The sequence below is a fragment of the Rhodococcus sp. SMB37 genome (assembly GCF_004345605.1).
Classification (GTDB): Bacteria; Actinomycetota; Actinomycetes; order Mycobacteriales; family Mycobacteriaceae; genus Rhodococcus.
On record NZ_SLVY01000005.1, the window covers coordinates 56,384 to 74,044 of the forward strand.

Consider the following 17,661-nt stretch of genomic DNA (forward strand, 5'->3'; position numbering starts at 1 on the left):
CGAGCGTACTGCTGTGGAGCGGCGTAGGAGGAGCGCAACGGACTCGAGCGTCGGGTGGGGACGCGTCGGACGAACCCGACCCACAAGATGCTGGAGGAACACACGATGCGCAGGAGAGTTGTGGTGACGCGGGAACTGTGGTGGCGCGGAGACGCCCCGCGGCATACGGAATCACACTGTTCGGGCTAGGGCTTTCTCGGCGGAATCGGGCAGGCATCGGAAGCCTCGGTGACGACCGGCGGTGCGGTAGCGGGTGCGGGACGGATTCCGGCGGCCCAGTTGCGACCCGACAGCGTTGCGACCCTGTCGAGTTCGGCGAGTTCGGCCGGGGCGAACGCACGACCGCGACTGAGAAACCGCAGGCCCTCCGGGGTTTCGAGGCTGAATCCGGATCCTCGGCCCGGCACGACGTCGAGCACCAGCTGGGTGTGCTTCCATGCTTCGAACTGGGAGCCCGAGATCCACACGGGTACTGCATCGTTGCCGGATGGGAGATCGGGCGCGGTCTCGCCCACCTCGAGCCTCAGGTCGAGTAGCCCGAGCAGCACATCGCGGTCGCCGACGATGAAGTCGCCGTCGGGGTAACACATCGGGGCAGATCCGTCGCAGCAGCCACCGGACTGGTGCATCATGAGCGGCCCGTACCGGCTCGACAATCGCCGGAGCAGATCGGCGGCGCTCGCGGTCGCGACCACACGAAGTGGAGCGGGCATGTGAACCTCCCTTGCCGGCAGACGTGTCTGCCGGGCGCATGGAACCGGCGCCTGCCACGTCGAGACGTGACAGGCGCCGGGGTCTTCGATCAGAAGAAACCCTGGGCCTTCGGCGCGTAGGACACCAAGAGGTTCTTCGTCTGCTGGTAGTGATCGAGCATCATGTGGTGGTTTTCGCGACCGATGCCGGACTGCTTGTAACCGCCGAACGCGGCATGCGCCGGGTACTGGTGGTAGGTGTTCGTCCACACCCGACCCGCCTGGATCTCACGACCGGCCCGGTAGGCGACGCCGCCGTCGCGCGACCACACGCCGGCACCGAGACCGTAGAGCGTGTCGTTGGCGATCTTGATCGCGTCGTCGAAATCGTTGAACGACGTGACCGACACGACGGGCCCGAAGATCTCCTCCTGGAAGATGCGCATCGAGTTGCTGCCCTGGAAGATGGTCGGCTGCACGTAGTAGCCACCCGACAGATCTCCACCGAGGTCGGCGCGCTCACCACCGGTGATGACCTTGGCGCCTTCGCTCTTGCCGATCTCGATGTACGACAGGATCTTCTCGAGCTGGTCGTTGGACGCCTGCGCACCGATCATCGTGTCCGTATCGAGCGGGTTGCCCTGCTTGACCGCCTTCGTGCGGACCGCCGCGAGCGACAGGAAATCGTCGAAGATGTCCTGCTGGATGAGGGCACGCGACGGGCACGTGCACACCTCGCCCTGGTTGAGGGCGAACATCGTGAAGCCCTCGAGCGCCTTGTCCTGGTAATCGTCGTTCGCCGAGAGGACGTCCGAGAAGAAGATGTTGGGGCTCTTGCCGCCGAGTTCGAGCGTGACGGGGATGAGGTTCTGCGACGCGTACTGCATGATCAGGCGCCCGGTGGTGGTTTCACCGGTGAAGGCGATCTTGCGGATGCGAGGGCTCGATGCGAGCGGCTTGCCGGCCTCGACACCGAACCCGTTGACGATGTTCAGCACGCCCGGGGGCAGCAGGTCGCCGATGATCGAGACCAGGTGAAGGATCGACGCGGGCGTCTGCTCTGCCGGCTTGAGGACGATCGCGTTACCGGCCGCCAAGGCGGGGGCGAGCTTCCACACGGCCATGAGGATCGGGAAGTTCCACGGAATGATCTGGCCGACGACACCGAGCGGCTCGTGGAAGTGGTAAGCGACCGTGTCGGAGTTGATCTCCGAGATCGAACCCTCCTGCGCGCGAATTGCACCCGCGAAATACCGGAAGTGATCGATCGCGAGCGGAATGTCGGCGTTGAGAGTCTCGCGGATCGGCTTGCCGTTGTCCCACGACTCGGCGAGCGCGATCGATTCGAGGTTCTCCTCGATGCGGTCGGCGATCTTGTTGAGAATCACGGCACGCTCGGCGGGCGAGGTTTTGCCCCATGCCGGCGCGGCGGCGTGGGCGGCGTCGAGTGCGAGTTCGATGTCCTCTTCGGTGCCCCGGGCGACCTCGGTGAACGCCTGGCCGGTCACGGGGGTGACATTCTCGAAGTACTCCCCCTTCACCGGTGCCACCCACTGGCCGCCGATCCAGTTGTCGTAACGGGACTGGAAGGACATGATGGCGTCGGGCGAGCCGGGGCGGGCGTACACGGTCATTGTGCATCTCCTGTTGCGTCGAGTTCGAAGCTTGTGTGATTCGGAACACTACGAACGCAAAGGTTGCAACTACGTTGCGAGCTGCCTGTCCAGGCGATCGATCTTCGCCTTCACCTGCGCGTACTGCGCAGACGTCGGGGCGAGGGTGGTCAGATAGGCCGACCACGCCGCCAGGTCGTCGCGCCCGTGGATCGAGGCCGTCCACCGAGCGAGCAGATCCGAATCACCGCCACGCAACAGCGCCGCCTGCACCCGGGTGCGCAGGTCGTCCCGGATCTCCTCGACACCGGGCGCGTCCGAGCCGGGCAGTACCGGGCCGCTGTAGATACGGACGGCCGACGCGGCGTCACCGCGATCGAGCGCGCGGCGCACTTCCGCGACGTCCGTGTCCAGCTCGGTGAGCAGCCGATACGGCCGCGATCCGAGATGCTCCGGTCCGAGCACTTTCCGCAGACGGGACATTTCGGCCCGGATCGTGACGGAGTCGAGTTCACTCTCGTCGAGCAGCACGGCGAGTCGGTCCGAGCTCAGGCCTTCGGGATGATCGGCGAGGATCAGCAGGATCTCGGCGTGCCGTTGTGACAGGTGTGTCCGCTCACCGCCGTTGCGGAGCGTCGGCCGGCCGGAGCCGAACGTGTCGAGTCGCGGCGCCGATGAGGCGAACAGGTGCGGCGAGGTCATCATGTGCAGCCGAAGTTCGGCTTCGGCTGCCACCACGGTCGCGCGGACCAGTTGCAGGACTTCCGGGACCGCCACCCTCGACCCGCCGGTGATGTCGATGGCCCCGAGGATCCGCCCGCTGGTCGGGTCGTGCACGGGCGCCGCCGAACAGCTCCAGTCGTGCACGGTGCGGTTGAAGTGCTCGGCAGCGAAGATCTGCACCGAATGGTCCAGCGCCAGAGCAGTTCCCGGAGCATTGGTGCCCACGCGATCTTCGCTCCAATCCGCACCCTCGACGAAGCTCATGGATTGCGCGCGGTCGCGCGCGCTGTGATCACCCTCCACCCACAGCAGCCGGCCCTGTTCGTCGCTGATGGCGACGAGGAGACCGCTGTCGGCGGCATCTTCGACGAGAAGCTTGCGCACGACCGGACGGATCAACGCCATCGGATGGCCGACACGGTACTGCTCGAGTTCGTGGCCTGAGAGCAAGGCCGGCTGCGCGACCAGATCGGGGTCGATTCCTCTTCGCAGGCTCCGGAGCCAGGAGTCGTGCACCACCGGCCGCACTCCGTCGGGCCGCCGTCCCCCGGATGCGCCGATGATCGTGCCGTGCGCGCGTAGCACTGCGCGCGCATGCGCAACTGCATCCTCACCTGGACGCAGCGCCACCCAGGGGTTGGTCGTCGCGGTCCCACGATCGGTCATCTGGCGGCGTCCTCCATGCGGCCACTGTAGTCCGAATCACAGCAGAAGTGTGTGGCCGGTTCAGCTCGATTCGACCGCGATGCGGTGGGCGAGCATCACTGCCGTCGCATGCGGGCCCCGGCTCGGCACCTCGGGAAACACGGAGGTGTCGACGATGCTCAGTCCCTCTATGCCGTGGACTCGGCATCTCTCGTCGACCACAGAGTGCTCGTCGTCCCCCATACGACACGTGCCGGACAGGTGCAGCGATGTCCCGAGGTGGGCTACGAGCCACGCGTCGCTGGGATCTCCCCTCCCGGGTTCGACAGCGACACTCCCGGGTGCAACGACGCCCGTCATGCCCGAGAGAAGATCGGCTGCCGTGCGGACACCGACGCGCGCCGTGGCGCGATCGTCGGGATGCGCGAGATAACGGTAGTCGAGAACCGGCGGCATCGACGGATCCTGCGGATTCAGCATCACGCGTCCGCGGCTGCGGGGGCGCGTGAGCACGACGCCGAGCACCGGGTCGACGACACCGCTGCCGGGTATCGCCGTACCGAACGGCACCGTGTACGCCCGGAATTCGAGCGTGTCGGTGTGCAGCACGGTTTCCAGGAGCGGTGCCGGCACGGGAACCGCGTTCCGGTATCGGTACGGCACAGCGATTTCCGGGTGGTCGCTGAATCCGTCACCCACTCCTGCAAGATGGTGAACGACGTCGATTCCCAGGCTCCGCAGTTGCGACGAGTGGCCGATTCCCGACAGCATCAGGAGTTGCGGTGAGCACACCGCGCCCGCACACACGACGACGCGCCCGGCCTCGATCCGGCGGACACTCGCACCGTCCCCGACCTCGACGCCGGTCGCGCGCCCCCCCGACAGAACGATCCGAACGACCTTCGTTCCGGTCTGCACCGACAGGTTGGGTCGGCCCATCACGGGCATGAGGTAGGTGAGCCCCGGCCCGTTGCGCGCGCCGTCGCGCACGTTCATCGGCACACGGCCGACCCCCACCGGTCCAGGTGCGTTGAGGTCCTCGACCGGGTGGTGGCCCGCCGCCACAGCCGCAGTGTGGAATGCGGCGGACACCGGGTGGAGCCGGTCGGGCGGCGTGCGCATGACCGGGATGAGGCCGTCACTGCCGTGTATCCCACCGATGACGTCGGCATCCGTCTCGATCGCCCGAAAGTACGGGAGTACCTCGTCGTACGACCAGGATCGTGGCCACTGCTCGAAATCGTCGGGGCGTGCCCGAATGAAGTACGCACCATTGACGGCGCCGGAACCGCCGAGGCCACGGCCACGCACCACGGTCACGTCGCGTCCCTCCGTGAGGTGCGCCGAATAGGCTGCGGTCCACTCACTCCCGGGTCCGACCGGGAGCAGTGCGGCATCACGCAGCTCCGACGGAAGAGTGGGCCCCCGGTCGTACCCTCGTCCGGCTTCGAGCAGCAACACCGAACGACCGGGATCGTCGCTCAGCCGCGCGGCGACCACACTGCCGCAGCTGCCACCACCGACCACCACCACGTCGGCACGCTCCGGGAACATGTCAGTTCCGGATGTCAGGGATCAACGCGGACGGATCGCGGGCGTCGATCGCGCCCTTCCACAGGCCGGCGCCGTAGGCGAGGTCGTCGAGTCGTTTGTAGATCACGTAGCGGATCGGATCGATCCCGCCGTCCTCGCGATGCCCGATCCAGTCCCAGATACCCTCGGCCACAGCGAAAGCCAGGACAGCTCGTCGAACCTTCGACGAGAACAGCGACGCGACCACGGTCACCGGCCAATAGTGCCGGCACACCGCCGACGCAACCTGCCACAGACCACCGGCGAACCCTTGCGCGGTGAGGACCGCGGCGATCCGTGTCGGCTGATCGAGTTCGGCGAACATCCGGCGCAGCCGGATGAGTGTCACCACCTGGGTCAGCAGCGCGCCGACCACACCGACCCGGGTGAGGGTCGCCAGCGCGAGGCAGGCAAGCAGAGTCCAGATCGACATCACCATCGGGGGCACCGACCCGGGATGCCGGGCAGCCAATGGGGCAGCGCCCGTTCCGTAGAACGCCTTGCGGGTGATCCAGTTCCGGAACTTGGTCCGGTGATCGTGCGCGACCCGTGCGATCGGTTCGTATCTCAGCCGCCAACCGTCGGTCTGCAGTCGCCAGCACAGGTCGACATCTTCCGCGACCTGCATCGACTCGTCGAATCCGCCGCACGCTTCGAGCGCGTGACGGCGCACGAGCAGAGCAGCGCTCGGCACGTAGGAGACGGGGCCGCCGGCGACCACCGCGGACTCGCGTCGCCCCAGGTCCAGCGACGATCGCGCGTGCTCGTACCGTCCGAGCGCGCCGCTGTCCGGATCGAGCGCGACGATGCGCGGGGCCACGAGTGCGACCGCCGGGTCGCTGAAGTGTCCGAGACCCGCCTCGAGCCACCCGAGGCGGGGCACGACATCGGAGTCGAGAAAAGCCACGAATTCCGTTGATGCATCACGTAATCCAGTGTTCCGGGCAGCGGCAGGACCCCGCGACACATCGTGCCGAAGCACACGGACCTTGCCCTTCTCGGGAGTCTTGATCGGAGTGTCGGAGCCGTCGTCGACGACGATGACCTCGTGCCCGTGCAACGCTTCCAGCAGCCGTCGCAGGCCCGCCTCGTTGTTCTTGGTGGGGATCACCACCGTGACGTCGGACGTCGACGGCAGCACGGCGGGTCGGGGGTTCCCCACACCGGAGTCGAGCAGACGCCTCGCCACCACCGCCGTCTGCGAATCGACGACCCTGAGGAAATCTCCGTCGATCATGGACGCGGCCGCGGGCGCGAGTTTGAGCATCCGCGTGGGCGAACCGCCGATCAGGACACGGCCCGCGGCGAACTTGCGTACCCGTGGATCGATACGCACCCCGAAGCCGTCGGGAAGCCTGGCCAGTCGGGTCTGCGCGACCCGAGGTGATGTCGCCTGACTCACCGAAGCCTCCCCTCCGTCCCTGGTTGCCACCGGGCGACCTGTGCGGTCGCACGCTCCACCAGATTCGCGAACATGTCGGCCCCGAGTTCGGCGGTCGATCCGGCCGGATCACCCAGCACACCGTTCGCAGACACCGAAACGATACCGGCTTCGCGCAGCCGCGGCATCAAAGTGCGGAGCGGTTCGGTCGCACCCGCTGCAGCACGGCTCATATCGACCGTGTCGGGGGCTAGATGCAACATCAGGCTCGTCTCGGTGATGCCCGCGTGAGCGTCGGCCCCGGGGACCGCGCACGGCAACCACGCGACATCCCGGCCCTCGTAGCGCAGCAGCGCGACGGCTTCGGCCAGCGGATACGCATTGCCGCCGTGCCCGTTGACGAACAGCACCCGATCCGCCCACCGGCACGCCGAGCGGCCGTACTCGACGAACATCGCTTTCGTGACGTCGGCGCCGATCGACACGGTGCCCGGGAACCCCTCGTGCTCGCCGCTCGCGCCGTAGGCGATCGGCGGGGCGAGCGCGACGTCGGGCAGGGCCTCGGTGACGGCCAGGGCGATGCGGGTGTCGGTGTCGAGGGGCAGGTGGGGACCGTGCTGTTCGAATGCCCCCACGGGAACCGCGACCGTTACCCCGTGGGTTTCGACATCTGGCCAATAGGCGGCCGCAAGCTCCCGTTTGACGTCCTCCCGGCCGTGAACGACCGGGATTCCTCCTGCAGCACTACGCGCCACTCCGGTGGGTTCCTGTTTCACAGGGACTTACCTCCCGCTAGACGGCAGGATTTACGGTCCCTCCGCAGGCGTTCAACCACTCCGCACGTCCTGCGGCGTGGATGTTCTTCGCAGCGTTGAGGTCGCGGTCGTGGACCACCCCGCACGCTGTGCACTGCCACTCCCGAATCGAAAGCGGTTTCGGGCCGTCCCTCTTCCCACACGCCGAGCACAACTGACTCGACGGGAACCAGCGGTCCACCTTCACGAAGGTCCGCCCGTACCGGGCGGCCTTCTCCTCCACCATGCGAGTGAACATCGCCCACCCGGCATCGTGCACCGACTTCGCCAACCGCGTCCGCGCCAACCCGGTGACACACAAATCCTCGACGAACACCGCTTGATTCTCGCGGATGATCACCGTGGACTGCTTGTGCGCCCAATCCTTGCGGGCATCGGCCACCATGGCATGGGCCCGGGCGACACGGATACGCGCCTTGACCCTGTTCTTCGATCCCTTCTGTGTGCGCGACAGACCCTGCTGCGCCTTGCGGAGTCTGCGTTCGGCGCGACGGAAAAACTTCGGGGACTCGATGACCTTCCCATCCGAGAGCACCGCGAACGTCGCGAGCCCCAGGTCGATCCCCACCTCCGCATCGCACTCCGGCAACGGATCGTCGGTCGTCTCGACGACAAAACTGGCGAAGTACCGACCCGCCGCATCCTTGATGATGGACACGCTCGACGGCTCCGACGGCAACTCCCGCGACCACGCCACCTTCACCTCGCCGACCTTCGCGATATACAGCTTCCGGTTCGGGCGCAGCGAGAACCCGTTGCGGGTCAGCCGGATCGCCTGCCGGTTGTCCTTGCGGGACCGGAACCGCGGCGCGGCGACCTTGCGGCCCTTGCGCTTGCCTGACATCGAGTCGAACCAATTGCGGTACGCGCGCCGCGCGTCCTGGCAGGCCTGCACCAACACCATCGACGCCACCTCGGCCAGCCACGCCCGTGGTGGGGTCTTCTTCGCTGCGGTGACCACCTGCTTCTGCACGTCGGTGTCCGAGAGCGTCACCCCGGCCGCGTACGCGTCCTGCCGTGCCCGCAGCGCATCGTTGAACACCACCCGCGCACACCCGAACGAGCGGGCCAGCATGTCCTGCTGCCCGGACGTCGGATAGACGCGGTACTGGTATCGAAGCTGCACAGCAAGACCATAACCACGACCACCGACATGATTGATGCGCTGAGCCGGCCCTGAAGGACCGGGCTTGCGCGCTACGTTCTCCGGTCACCGCTCCGATGCTAGGGGGTGACACCCCCGGCTGCGTAACCCGGTCATCACCCGCGGCAATACCTCCCGGTCCGCCCCACGGTCACCGAGCAGGGCCGACGAGCACCCCCACCAGATGACGAGGGAACGAGCCCCCACCGGACGCGGTGCGCCGCCCGAAACTCGTAAGCCATTCGGGCTGCTCCGGCGAGTGAGTACGATTCCTCGAGTGCAGATCGAACCTCGACCACTCGACGACCCGGAAGTCCAGACGCTCATCGACGAGGTCCAGCTCGAATACACCCGCCGCTACGGGGGCCCGGACGACACCGTCCTCGAACCGGACGAGTTCACCGAGCCGAACGGACTCTTCCTACTGGCACGAATCGGCGACGAGCCGGTGGGAATCGGCGGCTGGCGCGCCCACAGTTCCGCGTACCGGGGGCTGCGCGACGGTGATGCCGAGATCAAGCGCATGTACGTGCGGGCCGATGCACGGCGTCGAGGCATCGCACGGCGGGTACTCCACGCGCTGGAACGCACCGCAGCCGACGCGGGCCGCAGACGCATGGTCCTCGAGACCGGCATCGAGCAGCCCGAAGCGATCGCGATGTACGCCACCGCCGGATACGACCCGATGCCCGAGCGCTACGGTCAGTATGCCGACACAGAGGTTGCGTTGTACTTCTGCAAGGGCCTACCGCCGATCCGCCGTGCAACCGAGCACGAGCTGCCCGTCCTGCAAGACATCGAACGTGCCGCCGGGCAACCGTTCGCCGACATCGGGATGTCGTTGGTGGCGGACGACGAACCGCCCACGATCGCTGAGCTCCGAACCTATCTCGATGCCGCCCGATGCTGGGTGTACGTCGACGAAAAGAACTACCCGATAGGATATCTCGTCGCTGCAGACGTCGACGACGGACTCCACATCGAACAGGTGTCGGTGCACCCGGATGCCGCACGGCGCGGAGTGGGTCGAGCACTCATCGACCATGCCGCGGCGGGAGCACGTGATCGCGGTTGCGCCACATTGACACTCACCACATTCCGCGACGTCCCGTGGAACGCGCCGTACTACGAGCGGCTCGGCTTCGAGACCGTGGACGATACCCGCCTCACCCCCGAATTGGGGGCGATCCTCGCCGACGAGCGGGCCCGCGGCATCGGGCAGTGGCCACGTATCGCGATGGTGCGCGCGCTCGACTGATCTGCGCTACCGCCCCGCCAGTGCCCGAGTTTCGCGAGTCTCCTCGGACGTCGGCGCACAGAGCAATCCCTCCCACGCATCGACGAGGGCGGGTAGCTCGGTCGGCGCCAGTTCGGCCCCTGTGCGGGCGTACTGCGCGAGCGTTCCGAGCACACTCGTGTACACCATGATGACCCGTTGTTTCCGTGTGTCTTCCGGAATATCGGCGATAACGCCGTGCAGTACGCGGTCGATCTCGAATCCACTCGCGGTGCCACCGGGGTCTGCCGCGATGAAGGTCTTGCCGATGATCTCCGCCTCCAGGAGCCTGTCGAGCAGGGCCACGTAATACTCGCCACGACGGACGCTGTCCGCCAGAGGCTCGACGAGACACCACAATGCATCCCGCGCAGTGAATGTCGCACCGACCGCGACCCACTCACGGATCAATTCGCCGCGATAGGCGCTGATCCGAGGGAGGCGATGATCCAGGATCGCGGTGAGCAAACCCTCCTTCGAACCGAAGTAGTACCTGACGACCGACGCGTTGTTCTGCCCCGCGGCAGCCCTGACGTCTGCCAGTGTCACCGGGTGATATCCCCGCATCGCGAACAGGCGCTCCGCCGTCTCGACGAGCAGCAGTCGCGTCTCTTGCCCCGAACTGTACCGGCCCCGTCGGCTCGCCACGAGCATCCACCCCGAGTCTGAAGTCGTGCGGCGATGCGCCGCGGAACGGACCTGTCGGGTTCGTAGCTCTACCGGACTACTCGCCCGATGTAAACCCTTCAACGCACACCGATCGTATGCGTACCCAACCTAATTTTTCGGAATTACTTTGACGCTAGTTGAACCACCCGCCATGCGTCGAGAGGCCCGATCGATGACCACGCTCGAACAACCCACTGTGACCGTTGTGCCCCTCGCCGGGGCCATCGGCGCCGAGATCCACGGACTGCGTCTGAACTCGCTGACGGACGCAGACGTCAGCACAGTCAAGGACGCGCTCACTCGGCACTGTGTGCTGTTCTTCCCGGGCCAGGGAGTCGACCCGGCCGTTCACCGGACCTTCTCGCAGCATTTCGGCGAAATCGTGTATCCGCACCAGCATCTGGCAAATCTCGAGTCCGAGGGCTATCGCGAGATCAGCGTCATCGGCACCGACAACGGCAGCGCGTATCAGGCGAACCGCTGGCATTGCGATGTGTCGTGGCGGGCCGCGCCGTCGCGGTTCTCCATCCTGCACATGCAGGTGCTGCCCTCTGCAGGTGGTGACACGCTGTGGTCGAACCAGTACGCCGCGCTCGAGGCGCTGTCCGCCCCGATCCGCGAGGCTCTGTACGGTCTGACCGCAACACATCGGATCTCCCCCCGGCCGGATGCGACCGAAGCAACGCACCCCCTGGTGATCCGTCATCCGGAGACCGGCCGCCAGGCGTTGTTCGTCAACGATCTGTTCACCTCGCACATCAACGAGTTGTCGGCAGACGAGAGCGAAGCACTTCTTCGACTGCTCGTGTCGGTCTCGATCCGCCCGGAACTCACCGTCCGCCGCCGCTGGCAGGTCGGCGACATCGCGATCTGGGACAACCATTTCGTCCAACACAACGCGATCTACGACTACGGCCACGAGCCGCGCCGCATCCATCGCATCGAGGTGGCCCCCGAGGCCCCCGTCGCCGCCCGCTGACCCCGTCACCGAGTACTTCACATCACACGAGGAGATGCACATGACCACCGTCGAAACCCGTCCCAGCACCGCCACCGACATCTATGCGGCCGGCGGGATCACCGTCACCGAACTCGGTGAGAACATCGGCGCGCTCATCGAAGGCGTACACGTCTCCGGCGACATCTCTGCCGATACTGCATACGCCATCCGCTATGCACTCGCCGCCAACAAGGTGGTCGTCTTCCGCGGCCAGCATCACCTCACGGACGAGATCCAGTACGAGTTCGCCGGGAAGCTCGGTACGCCGACCACCACGCACCCGACACTGACCTCCGACGACAACCGGACCCTGATCCTCGAGGGCGCTGCGAACAGCTGGCACACCGATGTCACCTTCATCGATCGGATCCCGAAGGCCTCGATCCTCCGTGCCGTCGAGATCCCGCCCTACGGCGGTGCCACCACGTGGGCGTCGACGACCGCCGCGTACGCGCAGCTTCCCGCTCCGCTGAAAGCACTCGTGGACAACCTGTGGGCGGTCCACAGCAACGAATACGACTACGCCGGGATCCACGCCGACCAGCGAGGCATCGCCGCACGGACGAAGGAGACGATGCAGAACTTCACCCGTACGGTGTTCGAGACGGAACACCCGGTGGTTCGTGTCCACCCCGAGACCGGCGAGAAGTCGCTCGTGCTCGGCCATTTCGTCAAGAGGTTCGTCGGACTCAAGAGCTCCGAGTCGACGGCCCTCTACCAGCTCCTGCAGGAGCGGATCATCAAGCTCGAGAACACCCTGCGGTGGGCCTGGACGCCGGGCGACCTCGTCATCTGGGACAACCGCGCCACCCAGCATTACGGCATCGCGGATTACGGCGACCACAAGCGCAGCGTCCACCGGGTGACCGTGGCCGGTGATGTCCCCGTCTCGGTCGACGGCGAAACAAGCCGCATCATCACCGGCGACGCCTCGCACTTCTCCGTCGTCGACAGCCCCGACCGCTTCCCCGGCTTCTAATCCTGATTCGACTCTCCCCCTTCGGATCCGGTCACTCCCCTTGTCGAGTGGCCGGATCCGCTCCCGAAAGGACCCCTCCGTGTTCAGCCGCCCCGCACACCTTCGGCACCGCTTCGTGCTCGCAGCGATCGCCCTGTCCCTCGCCGGTGTTCTCGCCGTTGCGGGATGTACCTCGGCGGTCGACCAGGCCGCGACGGAGGCCGGCAGCGCGGAGGCCACCGAGGGTGGTGTGCTGCGGATCGGAGACGGCGGCGACCTTGTCCCTGCCTCGTTCTACTCCGGTGCCCTGGCGGGAGCAACCATCACCGGGCTGGTCTACGACACCCTCGTCAGCTACCCACCGGATGGATTGGAGGCGGAACCCGTACTGGCCGAATCCTGGGAGGTCTCTCCCGACGGCACGTCGGTGACGCTTGCGTTGCGACCCGACGTGACCTTCCACGACGGTAGGCCGTTCACGTCCGAGGATGCCGAGTTCAGCCTGCGTACCTACGCGGATCCCATACGGGCCGGTCAGCTTGCGAGTACCGCCGCGCTGATCACGGAGTACGACACCTCCGACCCGCACGTCCTCACCCTGACGCTCTCTGAGCCGGCGAGCAACATCCTCGACCTGCTCGACATCGTGCCGATCATCGACAAGGACACCATCGCCGACTTCGACGCCGGTTCCGGGTACAACGGAACCGGAGCGTTCCGTTTCGTGGAGTGGAAGCCGAGCGCGTCGATCACCTTCGAGGCCAATGAGGGCTACTGGGGCGGAGCACCCCACCTAGACGGTGTCGAATACCTCGTCATTCCCGACGCCCAGACGCGGGTCTCGCAGCTGCGCTCCGGTCAGCTCGATCTTCTGCTCTCGATAGCTCCACGCGATGCCGAACAGCTCGAGAGTGACAACCGCTACCAGCTGGTCGACCAGACAGGAGTGGAACGCAACTGGTATATCGGCGCGAATGTCCAGGCACCCGGGATCAGCGACGTCCGGGTCCGTCAGGCCATCGCCTACGCGGTGGACAACGATCGCATCCTCGCGGACGTCTACCAGGGATACGGGACCGTCGGCAGTCTGCCCTGGCCGGAATACTCCCCCGCATACGACGCGGACCTCAACGACACCTACGCCCAGGACGTCGACAAAGCCAAGTCACTGGTTGCGGAAGTCGGCGCCATCCCGGTCATCCCGATCACCTACACGACGGGCTCGAGCGAGTCCGAGGCCGTTGCGCAGATCGTCCAGGCGGACCTCGCCGCAGCTGGGATCGAGACCAGGCTCGAGCCGGTGGACCAGGCAACCAATCTCAAACACCTGATCGGCGGAACCTACGGCGGGCTCTGGATCACGGCCCACACCTACACGCAGTACACGCCGGCGACCCTTCCGACCAGCGCCTACCCGTTCAATTCGAAGAAGAACACGTCGAACTTCATCGATCCGGACTATCAGGCAGCCGTCGCGAACGCGTGGCAGATCATCGATCCGACCAGCGCCGAGGCCGAGGCCGCGTACAAGGTCCTCAACACCGAGTTGCTCGACAACGCGTTCCTCATCGAGTTGTTCGCCTCCGAGAACTGGCTCGCCATGTCAGGAAACGTCCACGGCGTCGACTGGTCCAAGAAGGCCGAGCTCGACCTCAGCGACACCTATCTGAGTGAGTGACCGAATATGCTGAACTACGCTCTGCGACGGATTCCCTCCGCGCTCATCGTCCTCGCCGCCGGATCCGTTCTGGTCTTCGCTCTGCTCCGCTTGGTTCCCGGTGATCCCGCCATGGTCCTCGCAGGACCGGACGCACCCCCGGAAGCGATCGACGCATTGCGCGCCGAACTCGGACTCACCGGATCTCCTATTGCACAGTACTTCTCGTGGATATCCGGCATCATCACGTTGAATCCGGGAAGGTCGCTGATCCTCGGCGGTGAGATCAGTTCGCTCCTGCTCGATGCACTCGGGAACACCCTCGTTCTCGCGCTGTCGGCCCTGGTCCTCGCTGTTGCCGTAGCGCTCGTCCTGAGCACCGTGTCGGTGATCGTGGACCGCAAGTGGCTGGGCAGCATCGTGACCACATTCGGCACCGTCGCCGTCGCCATTCCGAACTTCGTCACCGGTGCGGCCTTGGTGGTTCTCTTCGGTGTCGTGTGGGCCGTCCTACCGGCCGGTGGCACACCCCGCAGGGGATTCCTCGATGACATCGGCATCTCTGCGCAGTACCTGATCCTGCCCGCAGTGTGCCTGGCGTTGCCGATCGCCGCCTCACTGACGCGGTTCCTCACCGAATCGCTGCGCACCCAACTTCAGGAACCGTATGTCACCACGGCGCGGGCCTTGGGGATCTCTCGCCGTCGGATCGTGCTGACCCAGGCGTTGCCGAATGCGCTGCCCGCCTCGGTCACCGTCCTCGGCATCCAGATCGGCCATCTGCTCGGAGGTGCCGTACTGGTGGAAGCGATCTTCGCGTGGCCCGGACTCGGCCATCTCATCGAGCGGGCCATCTCGAGCCGCGACTATCCGGTGGTGCAGGTGATGCTGCTCTTCTCGGTGGCGTTGTTCGTGGTCATCCAGTTGGTCACCGACCTGATCAACGCGTCACTCGATCCCCGAATCCGGCTGGGAGACAATGCATGAGTACCACGATTGTCACCACTGCCCCGATCGCCCCGGTGGGCGCGGATCGCGACAGCGCCTGGAGCGCGCTCGGCCGCGGCCGCGGTCTGGCCGGTCTGATCCTGGTCGGGATCGTGGTCCTGGCCGGAGTGCTCGCGCCGTGGCTCGCCCCGTTCGCCCCCGACCAGCAGATCCCCGGCGCCACCCTCCAGCCGCCGGGTGGCGAGCACCTTCTCGGTACGGACTCCGTCGGCCGCGACGTCCTCTCCCGCACCCTGTACGGCATCCGCATCGACCTGCTCGTCGTGTTCCTGGCAGTTCCGGTGGGTGCGGCGCTCGGTTCACTGCTCGGACTGGCCGCGACCCGGTACTACTGGCTCGACACGCTCGTCCAGCGCGCGTTCGATCTGATCCTCGCTTTCCCGACCATCGTGCTGGCCATCGCTCTGGCGATGGTGATCGGCCCGGGGGTATGGACGATCGCCACGGTGATCGTGCTCGCCGAGATCCCGGTGTTCGGACGGCTCATGCGGACCTCGGTGCTCACGGTGCGCCAGGCACCCTACGTCGAGGCAGCACGGTCCGTCGGGGCCGATGAGGGCTGGATCATGCGCCGGCATATCCTCCCGAATTGCCTCGAACCACTCACGGTGCAGCTCGCGCTCGCGATGTCTGTCGGAGTGTTCATCGAAGGTGCAATGAGTTTCCTCGGTCTCGGGATCACGCCGCCCACGCCGTCCCTGGGCTCGCTGATCAAGGAGGGAACCCAGAATGCCTATCACTCACCGTTGTTCGTCGTAGGTCCGCTGGTCGTGGTGGTCGTTCTCGTCCTCGGCCTGCTCCTGATCTCGCAAGCACTGGCCGCCCGTTCGCGTCGCCGGTGACCCCCGCCGCACTCACCAGCAAGGACCTTCCCGTGACCACACCACTGCTCACCGTCTCCGGCCTCACCATCGACTTCGGAACCGGGCATCCCGCCGTCGACAATGTCGCGCTCCAGGTCGAGCGCGGCGAGGTCGTGGCGCTGGTCGGCGAATCCGGATCAGGCAAGTCCATGACCGCGCGGGCGATCCTCGGCCTCCTCCCCGAGACGGCGTCCGCAACGGGCTCGATCCTCCTGGGTGGAACCGAGATGATCGGCGCCGACGAGAGTGATCTCGAGCGACATCGCGGCTCCGACGTCGCACTGATCTTCCAGGAACCGCAGAGCGCATTGAATCCCGTGCGCCGCATAGGCTGGCAGTTGCGCGAGGCCATCCGTGCACACCGAAAGGTCTCGAAGGCAGAGTCGAGGAAGCTCGCGATCTCACTTCTCGAACAGGTCGAGATCCCCGAGCCCGCGAAGCGCGTGGACCACTTTCCCCATCAGCTCTCCGGCGGGCAGAAACAGCGTGTCGCGATCGCTCTCGCACTCGCGAACGATCCCGAACTGCTCGTCGCCGACGAACCCACGACCGCACTCGACGTCACCGTCCAGGCGGAAATCCTGGCACTGCTCGATCGTATTCGTGAGCGCACCGGCATGGGCATCCTGCTCATCACCCACAACATGGGAGTCGTCGCCCAGCACGCCGACCGCGTCGTGGTCATGCGCAATGGAGAGGTCGTCGAGACCGACACTGCGCACTCGCTCTTCGATGCACCCGCGCACCCGTACACCCGCGCACTGCTCGCCGCTGTCCCGCGGCTGCCCGTACATGCGAGCACCACCGTCGTCGAGAAGCCCGCCGGGGACGTCGTCCTCCAACTCGACAAGGTGGGCGTCACCTACCCCGCGCGTCGCGGTACCGAAGCGTTCCGCGCTGTCGACTCCGTCGACCTGACGGTGCACGTCGGCGAAGTGGTGGGTCTCGTCGGCGAATCCGGTTCCGGCAAGTCCACTCTCGGCCGCGTCGCGATCGGCCTCGTACAGGCGACCTCCGGGCAGGTATCCGTCGAAGGTCAGGACTTGTCGTCCATCTCCGCCACTCGGCTACGCACACTACGTCGCGACGTGGCGTTCGTGCAGCAGGATCCCGCTACCTCACTCGATCCACGGCTCTCCGTCGGGGCCAGTGTCCGGGAGCCCCTGGACGTGCATTCCGTCGGTACCCCGGCAGAACGACGGAAGCGAGTTCTCGATCTGTTCGATGCGGTGCGCCTACCGGCAGCCCTCACCGACCGTTTCCCGCATCAACTCTCCGGCGGACAGCGGCAGCGTGTCGCGCTGGCCCGCGCCCTGGCACTGACACCGCGTCTGCTCATCGCCGACGAACCCACCAGTGCCCTCGACGTGTCGGTGCAGGCCGAGGTGCTCGACCTGTTCGCCGAGATCCAGCACGAGCTTCGGTTCGCCTGCCTGTTCATCAGTCATGACCTGGCCGTGGTGCACCGGGTCGCCGATCGCGTCGTGGTGCTGCAATCGGGATCGGTCGTCGAGGCCGGTGCGGTCGATTCCGTCTTCACCAAACCGCGCGAGCCGTACACTCGGGCGCTCATCGACGCGGTGCCGATTCCGGATCCTGCCCGCCGACACGGCGACGCCGTACTTGCCGGCTGACACCTTCTCAG

At 66.2% G+C, this 17,661-nt stretch carries 15 protein-coding genes; 7 read left to right on the forward strand and 8 right to left on the reverse strand.

Annotated features, from left to right (window positions below; genetic code table 11):
• Window positions 1-185: 185 nt before the first annotated feature.
• From EV641_RS09720 to EV641_RS09750, 7 genes are all read right to left on the reverse strand, one after another.
• On the reverse strand, window positions 186-713 hold the full coding sequence (locus EV641_RS09720; RefSeq protein ID WP_132471677.1) for a DUF779 domain-containing protein: 528 nt from the start codon (window positions 711-713) through the stop codon (window positions 186-188).
• A gap of 89 nt (window positions 714-802) precedes the next feature.
• Window positions 803-2,326 (reverse strand): aldehyde dehydrogenase, encoded by a 1,524-nt coding sequence (gene adh, locus EV641_RS09725; RefSeq protein WP_132471678.1) that lies wholly within the window; start codon window positions 2,324-2,326, stop codon window positions 803-805.
• 69 nt (window positions 2,327-2,395) lie between these two features.
• Window positions 2,396-3,694: a helix-turn-helix domain-containing protein gene (locus EV641_RS09730; RefSeq protein ID WP_132471679.1), complete on the reverse strand. Its 1,299-nt coding sequence runs from the start codon at window positions 3,692-3,694 to the stop codon at window positions 2,396-2,398.
• Window positions 3,695-3,754: 60 nt separating this feature from the next.
• A complete protein-coding gene (gene mftG / locus EV641_RS09735) occupies window positions 3,755-5,227 on the reverse strand; it encodes a mycofactocin system GMC family oxidoreductase MftG (protein ID WP_132471680.1) in 1,473 nt (490 codons plus the stop codon).
• Window position 5,228: 1 nt separating this feature from the next.
• Window positions 5,229-6,647, reverse strand: a complete 1,419-nt coding sequence (mftF, locus tag EV641_RS09740) for a mycofactocin biosynthesis glycosyltransferase MftF (RefSeq protein ID WP_241997015.1) — start codon at window positions 6,645-6,647, stop codon at window positions 5,229-5,231.
• Complete coding sequence (gene mftE, locus EV641_RS09745; protein WP_054720292.1) at window positions 6,644-7,357, reverse strand: mycofactocin biosynthesis peptidyl-dipeptidase MftE; 714 nt, start codon at window positions 7,355-7,357, stop codon at window positions 6,644-6,646. The genes mftF and mftE overlap by 4 nt, the downstream gene beginning before the upstream one ends.
• A gap of 61 nt (window positions 7,358-7,418) precedes the next feature.
• A complete protein-coding gene (locus tag EV641_RS09750; RefSeq protein WP_132471681.1) occupies window positions 7,419-8,567 on the reverse strand; it encodes an RNA-guided endonuclease TnpB family protein in 1,149 nt (382 codons plus the stop codon).
• Window positions 8,568-8,862: 295 nt separating this feature from the next.
• On the opposite strand from EV641_RS09750, the gene EV641_RS09755 reads away from it, so the two are divergent.
• Complete coding sequence (locus EV641_RS09755; protein WP_054717434.1) at window positions 8,863-9,843, forward strand: GNAT family N-acetyltransferase; 981 nt, start codon at window positions 8,863-8,865, stop codon at window positions 9,841-9,843.
• 6 nt (window positions 9,844-9,849) lie between these two features.
• On the opposite strand, the gene EV641_RS09760 is transcribed toward EV641_RS09755, so the two are convergent.
• Window positions 9,850-10,509 carry a TetR/AcrR family transcriptional regulator gene (locus EV641_RS09760; protein WP_132471682.1) on the reverse strand — a complete coding sequence of 220 codons (660 nt, stop codon included), beginning with the start codon at window positions 10,507-10,509 and terminating at the stop codon, window positions 9,850-9,852.
• 193 nt (window positions 10,510-10,702) lie between these two features.
• Between EV641_RS09760 and EV641_RS09765 the strand changes: the two genes are divergently transcribed.
• From EV641_RS09765 to EV641_RS09790, 6 genes are all read left to right on the forward strand, one after another.
• Complete coding sequence (locus EV641_RS09765) at window positions 10,703-11,509, forward strand: TauD/TfdA family dioxygenase (RefSeq protein WP_054717429.1); 807 nt, start codon at window positions 10,703-10,705, stop codon at window positions 11,507-11,509.
• A 40-nt stretch (window positions 11,510-11,549) separates the two neighbouring features.
• Window positions 11,550-12,509: a TauD/TfdA family dioxygenase gene (locus EV641_RS09770; RefSeq protein WP_132471683.1), complete on the forward strand. Its 960-nt coding sequence runs from the start codon at window positions 11,550-11,552 to the stop codon at window positions 12,507-12,509.
• 79 nt (window positions 12,510-12,588) lie between these two features.
• On the forward strand, window positions 12,589-14,166 hold the full coding sequence (locus EV641_RS09775; protein ID WP_132471684.1) for an ABC transporter substrate-binding protein: 1,578 nt from the start codon (window positions 12,589-12,591) through the stop codon (window positions 14,164-14,166).
• Between the two features lie 6 nt (window positions 14,167-14,172).
• Complete coding sequence (locus EV641_RS09780) at window positions 14,173-15,132, forward strand: ABC transporter permease (protein ID WP_054717427.1); 960 nt, start codon at window positions 14,173-14,175, stop codon at window positions 15,130-15,132.
• A complete protein-coding gene (locus EV641_RS09785; RefSeq protein ID WP_132471685.1) occupies window positions 15,129-15,995 on the forward strand; it encodes an ABC transporter permease in 867 nt (288 codons plus the stop codon). Before EV641_RS09780 ends, EV641_RS09785 begins: the two co-directional genes overlap by 4 nt.
• A gap of 32 nt (window positions 15,996-16,027) precedes the next feature.
• Window positions 16,028-17,650, forward strand: a complete 1,623-nt coding sequence (locus EV641_RS09790) for an ABC transporter ATP-binding protein (RefSeq protein WP_054720229.1) — start codon at window positions 16,028-16,030, stop codon at window positions 17,648-17,650.
• Window positions 17,651-17,661 lie beyond the last annotated feature (11 nt).